Raw genomic sequence first — 9,412 nt, 5'->3', positions numbered from 1 at the left:
TAGTTATAATGGCGGCTTGACCCCAAATGAATCTGAACGAAGATTTTGGAATACGTACAAGTCCGTGTCCAGTTTTACTTGACCACTACAATACCTGCACAATAGGGATTAGATAATGCTTGGGCATCAAATACTCGTATGCCTTTCAAATATAAATAACGTTGTTGATTGTCTTCATCTTGATCTATTGCTACTGCATTCGGTTCCTTCGAGAGGTTATCGAGTAACCGTTTCAAACTACTTTTCAATGGCTTCATCAAACGCTGATGGAAAGCATATTTCTGTAATGAATTTGAGTTAGACAACACTGTGTTTAACAAGCTAAACATGGGGGTTAGTAGCTCGACAAGGTGATCATTTGGCCTCCTTAGAAACTGATACTCAAATGAACCATGAATACAGGCGAGCTCGCTAACATTAACCTTGTTCTCTTCCACCTCTAAACGCCACTCTAATAATGGTGATAACCATTCAGTCAGGGTTGCTCTTATCTGCCTCATGCTTGCTACTTTCTGCAGCCTGCGTTGCTTCAATGCCAGTTCAAAATCATTTGATAGAAGACCCTCTAAGGCTCTTTTAAATCTAGGTTGTGATAACGCGCCTTGGTTTAACACAGTTTGACTGGCTTGAACCTTTAATACCCAAGAGTCACTTAATCCATGCACTGCATTTCCTATCCGAGGTGGATAATTCAACGCTTTAACGTTACCACCAAGCGATGCCGATAACTCACTAACGGCAGCTGGACGCGTAAACTCAATATTGGTGTATCGGCCCTGCTTAGCCATTGCAGCTTGTTGTATTTCAGCTTGAAGAGCGTGGCTAACAACTGGCGTTATCGCCAAATAGCCATCTCGATAAGGGAGACGAACTTGAACAGAATATTTATCGACACGACTGGGGCTATCATCGTTAGGCAATGAAGCTTTTACCCTGCCGCACACATTCATGAAGTGCTTCACAGGCATACCCAATTGTTGAAAAGCTGTCTTCCACTCATTAGGAGGATCAACCAAAAGAGTTGCAAGACAGCAAACTCGCTCTTGCCAGATAAAATGACAGGTAAACAACTTTGCTAAATTCACTTTGGCACTGTCATGTGACCAACCTAAAGCCCTAGTGCAGTTTGCGCTACTCAATACATTAGGATGTGAAAACGGAGGTGCTGTTATCAGCCTTTGCTTGCTGACTCGTATATCAGGGTACTTCAAATTATGCGTATGTAACCATTTCACCTCGTCAATACAGGCATCTAGATGTGCATCAGTATTGAGTGTTTGCTTGGCTAACCTTTTATCAAGTAGATCATCAACCCGTTTTCTAGGGTAAGTCAGATTAAGTAGAATGGTTAATGCTGAAGCTTCACTGCCCGTCACATCTATCGGTGCGGTGTACGCGGTAAATGCTCGCCTTAATGCAATATTACGCTCAGCGATAAAGTCAATGTCTAACAACTCTTGGAATTTCAGTTTATCTACCATGCTGATAAATACATCCCTTGTTTATCATTACCAAAACTCACCTTGTATTCGATGACTTGCCTTAGGTAGAACACACCAATATGAGGATCAATTCGAGTCTGAATTTTCTGCCTCATTCCAGCAGTTAACACGCCATCTTGATAGAGTCGATACACTTGCTCATGAGTGGTAGAGAGTAGCGCCGCAGCTTCAGCTACAGATACCAACATATCAGCCACATTAGGCTTTTTTGATTTAGGATGTGACTCAACTAGTTTGCTAAGGTAATCCATCAAAGCAAGGTAGATAAAATGCGGCTCTTTATCTTCTGGTTGTACACACTGAGACTGTAGAATTAGCTCACCGTAAACTGACCGAAATGATGTGCGATTAAATAGATCAATAAGCCTCGCCTCTGCACCAGTCGTCACAGCATCGAGTTCTCGATAGAAACTTGACGGCCAATTTTCAAAGTAAGCAAGGGCTCCATGCGCCATACATTCAGTATTTTTAGCATGACGCTTCTGATACCAAAGCAAAGCAGCAAATCGCTGAGTAACGGATGTGCCCATGAATAACAGAGGATTGTTAGATAAGGCGTCACCTTCAAATAAACTACGCGACAATAAAACCGCTTGGTTATCGGCTTTCTCGCTAGATGCTAACGCAAACTCAAAACCGCATGCACAATGAGTAATAGACTCGTTCTCAATGTAGTTAATGGGCTGCTGGCATTCAGGGCAATGATGAAGCAGTTCGCACTCATGCTTGGCACAAGCCTCAACTGGCCTAATATGCCAAGCTTGGCGAATATAGGGCTCTTCTTTCAGGCATTGAGGACAAACTGGCATAGCCTCAATACCATCTTCATCTGCATAACGAATAAAGCTAAGCGGAATATCAACACCATTACGGTGCACTGCCGACATACCACCAACGAACGTTCTATTAGAGCGCAGTAAGGCCAGTTTGTGTAACTCATGTCGAGGCAAATCAAGAAGGGATTCAAGCAGGTTCAACGCCCGCATTCTAAAATGGCTATTATGCTTGGCGTGATAAACATTAAGGCGTTTTAGCTCAATAGGAAATGCGCCATGAGCTTCAAAGTCCAACTCATGCAGCTCTTCCCTAATGGCCAAGCTCAACTGCTGATAGGAATCAAAGAAGTTCTCCGCCACAACTCGTAGCAAGTAGCTCTCTAATGACTCATCAGAGAATGCACGCGACTTAGGTGAAAAGAGAAAAGCCATTAAGCACCAAAACTAAGGAATTCTTAGTTAGAGGTTACTCGCTTCCAAGTTTGTTATCAAGCTTATCTAAAAATGATAACAGCCATTAGGTAATCAAACATTGTTTCAACAAAAATAATGATCAAACTCTCAACTGAGAACTCCAGCGTTTAATTTACAGTCAACTCTAATATATAACTAGCAACAGAAAAGTAGCTATTCGAATTCTTGTATGTTCAGTCAATTATCGCTTTAGAGGCCAAATGACAAATATTGTCTCGAAAATTCACCAAGGGCGATACGATACCGAAAAGCAATTACTAACCCTGCGTGATAATGCACTAGACAGAAACAGAAAAGATGTACTGGATGCAGTAAACCAGCGTCTAAAAAAATGCTTTCCAAAAACCTATCAGCGTCTTGTTGGGCCTCTGAACGCTAGGATCAGAGATAAGAAGTTCAAATGCTATTGTAATAACCCTAAAAGCCTTCATGAGATCTATAAAGATATCATTAGCAACAAAGTTCATTATCACGCGTTGACCTGTGATGCATGCTGGGAAGAAGATTTAACCAAAACCTGGGGTTACTATGGTTGGTCAAGTAAACTGATTCCACTACAGACATGGAAAGCTTTATGTGATGAACGCGGCAGTGATAAATTTGCCTCATATTAATGCCCGCTCAATATTCTCTAGACTTTTTTACGATAAGTATTGATCTCCTCAATGTAATACGATTAAAAACCATGCTAAGTTACAACACTTACTATTTGTAATATTTGTATGGTGAAGAATGCTCACTCAACTAGATAAAGAGTTACTTGAAAAAGCTGCAAAAACTTATCAGGAACTACAAGTTCCAATTGATGTTGCTATTAACGTTTTCTTAGCAAAATCTATTGAGCAGAAGGGCTTTCCATTTGCTGTATCCCTAGAAGGGGAAAGAGATGACATTCAGAGCGATATTACAAACTCACAAATAACAGAGTCCATCAGAAATATCATTCAATCAGAACTCCCTGCTAACGAGCTCCATAACTTGACTCAATTAGAGTACAGCAAGCACACCTTTGGTATTTCATTTCCTGTAATAAAAAAAGCCAGAAGCGAATCATTAGAAGATATTCGCTTAGCAGTAAAAGACTCAAAAGGTCGAAACCGCTACTCAACGAGCAGAGTTGCAAGAGTTAACGATCAGGTTTACGTGATTTGCACTCAATGGACAGACCGTCACCGTAGTGCCTTTTCTCGTTGGCAAAAGGTCTGGGGCTAACCATGCATATCATTGATAATTTAAATGACCTTCTTGGTGACGATTTAAAGTCAACCATACAGCCTGGTGCAAAACTAAAAGTAGCAGCCTCTTGTTTCTCGATTTATGCCTATGAAGCGTTAAAGGAAGAACTTGAACAGATCGACTCTTTAGAGTTTATCTTCACTTCTCCAACTTTTGTAGAGTCCGAAGTATCGGACAAGTTTAAAAAAGAGAAGCGTGAGTTTCATATACCTAAAGAGCAAAGAGAGCGAAGCTTTTATGGTACAGAGTTCGAGATCCAGCTAAAAAATAAGCTAACTCAAAAAGCCATCGCTAAAGAGTGCTCAAACTGGATTATAAGAAAGGCAAAGTTTAGCTCCAATACCACTGGGTCACCCATGCAGCAATTCGCAGGTGTAGAGAGTGAATCAAAAAAATCTATCTACATGCCTTTGCAAGGATTTACCGCCGTTGATTTAGGCTATCAGCAAGGTAATGCGGTATCAAATATCGTTAACTGCATGGATGAACCTGCAACAACGAATACATTTTTGGGTCTATTTAATCAAATATGGAACGATCAAGACAAAGTTGAAGATGTCACGCAGCGGCTAATTAATCATATATCTTCCGTCTACCAAGAAAACTCACCCGAGCGAATCTACTTTCAGCTGCTCTATAATATTTTCAATGAGTTCCTGGCGGATATTAATGAAGACGTATTACCCAATGATAGAACAGGTTACCAAGACAGCCTTATTTGGAACAAGCTATTTAACTATCAAAGAGATGCAGCCACAGGCATCATAAATAAGCTTGAGACTTTCAGTGGTTGCATTTTGGCTGACAGCGTAGGTTTAGGCAAAACTTTTACTGCATTGGCTGTAGTAAAGTACTACGAGCTCCGTAATAAATCAGTACTTGTTTTGTGCCCTAAAAAGCTCGCAGACAACTGGCTGAACTATAACCGTAACTTAGTCACTAACCCCTTTGTAAAAGATCGCTTTAACTTTGACGTGCTTTGCCATACAGACCTTCAAAGAACATCTGGTGAATCATTTGGCATTCCAATGAACCGCATCAATTGGGGTAACTATGATCTAGTTGTTATTGATGAGTCCCACAACTTCAGAAACAACCAAGTGTATAAGGACAAAGAGACTCGTTATCAGGCATTGATGAATAAGGTTATCCGTGCCGGTGTAAAAACCAAAGTATTGATGCTTTCAGCAACGCCCGTGAACAATAAGTTTGCAGACCTACGAAACCAGCTTGCTCTGGCTTACGAAGGTGAATCTCACGTTCTGCAAGAGCAGGTTGGCACCCAGTATAGTATCGAGCAGATCTTTAAACGTGCTCAAAAATCATTTAATGACTGGGCAGATCTAGCACCAGAAGATAGAACCGCATCTCGATTACTTGACTCACTTGATTTTGACTTCTTTCAGCTACTAGATAGCGTAACGATTGCTCGCTCAAGAAAGCACATTCAGACTTTTTACGACACTTCTGATATAGGCCCATTTCCTGAGAGAATGAAACCCAAATCATTTCATCCACCACTCACAATGCGCGCTGATGTTATTGGTTTTAACGACATATTTGAAGAGTTGTCAAAGCTAAAAATGGCTGTATATGCCCCTATTAGCTACATACTACCAAGCCGGATAACAAAGTATGAAGAGATGTACGATACCTCCGTAAGTGGCGGTAAGAGTACGCTACGTCAAGTTGATCGCGAAAAGGCGCTACAGCGTCTAATGACAATTAACTTGTTAAAACGATTAGAAAGCTCTGTTCATGCTTTTAAGCTGACCCTTAAAGGTTTGCATAAGACGTTAGCAACCGCATTATCTAATATTGATTCATTTAAGCGAAGTGGATTAGATCAAGGCTTTAATGACAATGCTAATCAATATGATGGCGCCGATTGGGATGAGGATTTAGCTGATGTTGATGAACCGTTTTCAACTGGGGGAAAGGTAAAAATTAATCTAGCGGATATGGATCTTCCGGCATGGGAGCATCATCTAAGCAATGATCTCGAGGTTATTTCAGCGCTACTCAAAGAAATGCAAAAACTCACACCAGAGCATGACGCTAAGCTACAACACTTAAAACAGCATATAAAAGATAAGTGGCGTACACCGTTAAATCCAGGCAATAAAAAAATACTTATTTTTACCGCCTTTGCCGATACAGCAGACTACCTATACGACAACTTGGCTAACGAGTTTCAAATGGACTTTGATATTCATACAGGAAAAGTAACAGGGAGTAGTGCGGCTAAATCAACCATAGGTAAAGCCTACGACTTTCAGAGTTTGCTAACGCTGTTTTCACCAAAATCAAAAGAGAAAGCTCAGGTTTTACCTAATGAAGCTCTAGAGCTAGATCTGCTAATCGGCACCGACTGTATTTCCGAAGGTCAAAACTTACAAGATTGTGACTACCTAATTAACTACGATATCCATTGGAACCCCGTTCGTATAATTCAGCGCTTTGGTCGAGTGGACCGTATTGGCTCAACAAATGCGGCAATCCAACTTGTTAACTATTGGCCAGATATCAGCCTAGATGAATACATTAACCTCAAAGAACGAGTAGAAAATCGTATGGTTATATCAGATATCACAGCTACGGGTGACGATAATGTTCTTAGCGCTGAAGCAAATGATGTCGCATATCGCAAAGAGCAATTAGCCAAGTTGCAAGAAGAAGTCATCGATCTTGAAGATATAAAAACCGGTGTATCTATTACAGATCTAGGCCTGAATGAGTTTCGCATGGACTTGCTTAATTACATCAAAAATAATGGTGACTTAAGCTCACAGCCCAATGGCATGCATGCTGTAGTTGCAGCAAACCCAGAGATAGGGCTAGTACCTGGAGCAATCTTTGCGCTCCGTAACCGTAATCACAGTGTCAACATTAACCAGCTCAACCGACTGCACCCATATTATCTCATCTATATGGCTGATAGTGGCGAGGTGATTATCAATCACATGCAGGTAAAACCGCTGTTAGATCGCATCAGAGCAGCCTGTAAGGGCAAAACAGAACCTGAGGCAACTGTGTGTGAGCAGTTTAATCATGTGACTCAAGACGGCCGCAATATGCACTTCTATTCAGATCTACTAGATCAAGCAATTGCCTCTATGGTGGAAGTTAAAGCAAGCGGTGATTTAACAAGCCTCTTTGGTAACACTTCAACAACGGCATTAACTAATGAGATCTCAGGGTTAGATGACTTCGAACTCATAAACTTCATTGTAGTAAGAGCAAATGACTCCTCTGCAAGTAGCAAAACTGAAGGGGCCTAAAGTGAACTTTCAGCTTTTTACATTCCCAGGCAGCTGCGCCCTAGGAAGCGACAAAAATGGTCAGAAACTCCCAAAAGAGACGATCTACCAGCAAGCCCAACCAACAACAATAGTCAAACAGCTATTTGTAAAACAGATAGAACAGATCATTTGGCGTTATAAGCTATCTAGTGACACATTAAACTTAGCTGCGCATGAAGATGTTACCGAGATACAAGTATTCGATATCTACCTGAAGCCAGATGTGCCAAAGCCCGACCAACAGATCTTTGAAACCCTTGATAAAGCAATACCCTCTCCTTTGCTTTATAGGGTATTCGACTCGAATAACAGTCGCCCAAAGATCAAATATGTAATGGCATACAAACGCCATAATAAGCGTGACACCGAGACTATGGTTGTAGAGCAGTATTTCCAGTCAAACTGGGTAGCAAGTACACCAGACAAAGCTTGTTCACTGCCAATAGTGTTGGATATTAAGGGATTATACACAGCGCTTATCAGGAACCTAATCACAGAGCCTGCACTTGAAAATGAGAGTTTCCAAGATCAACTTTCTCGTATAGGGCAGATTCAAGTATTATCAGCAAAGCTAGAGAAACTCCAAACACGGTTAAGAAAAGAGAAGCAATTTAACCGTAAAGTTGAGCTGAACAAGCAAGCTAACCAGCTAAAGAATCAAATCACATCCCTAAAGTCACATGACGCAAAATTGGAGCAAAAAAATGACTCAATTTGCTAGTCTGCTTGGGGTGATAAACAATAGCTGTAAACCTATTGGTACTGATGTATCAAGGGTCAGTAGAGTTAGTACCCAAGGAAGATCTATGGCGATATATGGAAGTGAATATACAAAGCAATATTACACAATAAATAGTAAAGCATCGGCGTTTTCACTTGAAAAGCCCATAAAAATGCCTATAATCAGCTCTAACAATACCCCTCCCGCTTCCAGCCTTTCTTCCGAGAAGGGATACAGCGCACCGCGAGGGGTTACTCGTTTCTGGGCCTTAAGTAATTCTCCAGCATTCCTCCAAACCTTTAAACAAACGAGGTTTTTTTAATGCCTGTTGGACCCCAAATTCCTTTCGTAAAGCCCCCAATAACTTTTGCCGACCAAATTCAGAAGTTACAACAGCGAGGCTTAATCGTTAGTAATAGAGCAGAAGCTGAGTTTTACCTTAGTCAATTAAACTATTATCGCTTCGCCGCCTATTGCCTTCCCTTTGAGCAAGATCATGCATCTCATACATTCCAAGCAAATACAAAATTCGAAGATGTGTTGAACTTGTATATTTTCGACCGAGAACTCCGGCTATTAATGCTCGACGCTATTGAACGATTTGAAGTATCTCTGAGAACTCAGATTGCTTATAGCTTGAGTCACTCTTACGGCACCGCTCATCCTCATCTCAACCCTGCAATCTTTCACTCAACACAGATTTACGATAAGTCAGTCGAGAACCTAGAGGGTGAGGTAAACCGTAGCCGAGAAGACTTTATTCGTCACTTAACAAATAAGTACTCAGAAGACTTACCGCCAATTTGGGCGGCTGTAGAGCTGATGACTATAGGGCAACTTTCAAAGTGGTATAGCAACATTAAAAAACGTCGCGATAGACAAGATATTGCTCGTGCCTACCAAGTTGATGAGAGCATATTAACCTCATTTTGTAAGCATTTAACACACGTACGTAACTATAGCGCTCATCATGCTAGATTATGGAACCGAGGTTTTACCCTAACAATGACTGTTCCTAGGCGAGGACCACAAGACTTAGTTGCAGGGCTAGATAGTACTCAACAACAAGGTCGTGCCCAGCGAAAGATCTACAACACTTTAGTGATGTTGATTCACCTGATGAACATCATGAACCCTGGTCACCACTGGAAGCAAAGGCTAATTGATTTAATCCAAAGCCACAAAATAGACACAAGCAAAATGGGGTTCCCTGCAGACTGGCAACAACGTCAAATTTGGCAATAGCTTTTAAAGCGCCTAAAGCTATATCAAACAATCTAGGCTTGCCCCATACAGGCAGCTTATTAATAACTGATCCCTGCCACTACTTTTAGACACTCCACTAAGTAAGTACAATCACCATTGAGGTACTTATGAAAACAAATAAACCACGTAAAACTC

Annotated in this window: 7 protein-coding genes; 5 read left to right on the top strand and 2 right to left on the bottom strand. The window is 41.1% G+C overall.

Translation table 11 applies throughout. The annotated features are described in order from the left end of the window. Positions 1-74: 74 nt before the first annotated feature. Together L2748_RS22210 and L2748_RS22205 are read right to left on the bottom strand one after the other, a co-directional pair. Complete coding sequence (locus L2748_RS22210) at positions 75-1,481, bottom strand: hypothetical protein (protein ID WP_220783210.1); 1,407 nt, start codon at positions 1,479-1,481, stop codon at positions 75-77. Further along, complete coding sequence (locus L2748_RS22205; RefSeq protein ID WP_220783209.1) at positions 1,475-2,710, bottom strand: TniQ family protein; 1,236 nt, start codon at positions 2,708-2,710, stop codon at positions 1,475-1,477. The genes L2748_RS22210 and L2748_RS22205 overlap by 7 nt, the downstream gene beginning before the upstream one ends. Positions 2,711-2,952: 242 nt before the next feature. Here L2748_RS22205 and L2748_RS22200 point away from each other — a divergent pair, with 242 nt between their 5' ends. From L2748_RS22200 to L2748_RS22180, 5 genes are all read left to right on the top strand, one after another. Continuing rightward, a complete protein-coding gene (locus L2748_RS22200; RefSeq protein ID WP_220783208.1) occupies positions 2,953-3,366 on the top strand; it encodes a hypothetical protein in 414 nt (137 codons plus the stop codon). Positions 3,367-3,484: 118 nt separating this feature from the next. Then, positions 3,485-3,964 (top strand): addiction module antitoxin, encoded by a 480-nt coding sequence (locus L2748_RS22195; RefSeq protein ID WP_220783207.1) that lies wholly within the window; start codon positions 3,485-3,487, stop codon positions 3,962-3,964. 2 nt (positions 3,965-3,966) lie between these two features. Then, the gene (locus L2748_RS22190; RefSeq protein ID WP_220783206.1) at positions 3,967-7,269 is read left to right on the top strand and encodes a helicase-related protein; all 3,303 of its coding nucleotides are present in this window, start codon (positions 3,967-3,969) and stop codon (positions 7,267-7,269) included. A 1-nt stretch (position 7,270) separates the two neighbouring features. Continuing rightward, entirely contained in the window at positions 7,271-8,011 is a 741-nt protein-coding gene (locus L2748_RS22185; RefSeq protein WP_220783205.1) for a DUF4391 domain-containing protein, read from the top strand. Positions 8,012-8,332: 321 nt separating this feature from the next. Continuing rightward, on the top strand, positions 8,333-9,256 hold the full coding sequence (locus tag L2748_RS22180; protein WP_220783204.1) for an Abi family protein: 924 nt from the start codon (positions 8,333-8,335) through the stop codon (positions 9,254-9,256). Positions 9,257-9,412: the final 156 nt, after the last annotated feature.

The organism is Shewanella sairae, from assembly GCF_023283535.1.
GTDB lineage: Bacteria > Pseudomonadota > Gammaproteobacteria > Enterobacterales > Shewanellaceae > Shewanella > Shewanella sairae.
Note: the sequence above shows the minus strand (reverse complement) of the source record. Positions and strands in the feature narration are given on the sequence as shown.

What these genes read in the sequence shown, in the direction of transcription:
- L2748_RS22210 (WP_220783210.1), bottom strand. Translation starts at nt 1,481, where the DNA reads ATGGTAGATAAACTGAAATTCCAAGAGTTGTTAGACATTGACTTTATC.
- L2748_RS22205 (WP_220783209.1), bottom strand. Translation starts at nt 2,710, where the DNA reads ATGGCTTTTCTCTTTTCACCTAAGTCGCGTGCATTCTCTGATGAGTCA.
- L2748_RS22200 (WP_220783208.1), top strand. Translation starts at nt 2,953, where the DNA reads ATGACAAATATTGTCTCGAAAATTCACCAAGGGCGATACGATACCGAA.
- L2748_RS22195 (WP_220783207.1), top strand. Translation starts at nt 3,485, where the DNA reads ATGCTCACTCAACTAGATAAAGAGTTACTTGAAAAAGCTGCAAAAACT.
- L2748_RS22190 (WP_220783206.1), top strand. Translation starts at nt 3,967, where the DNA reads ATGCATATCATTGATAATTTAAATGACCTTCTTGGTGACGATTTAAAG.
- L2748_RS22180 (WP_220783204.1), top strand. Translation starts at nt 8,333, where the DNA reads ATGCCTGTTGGACCCCAAATTCCTTTCGTAAAGCCCCCAATAACTTTT.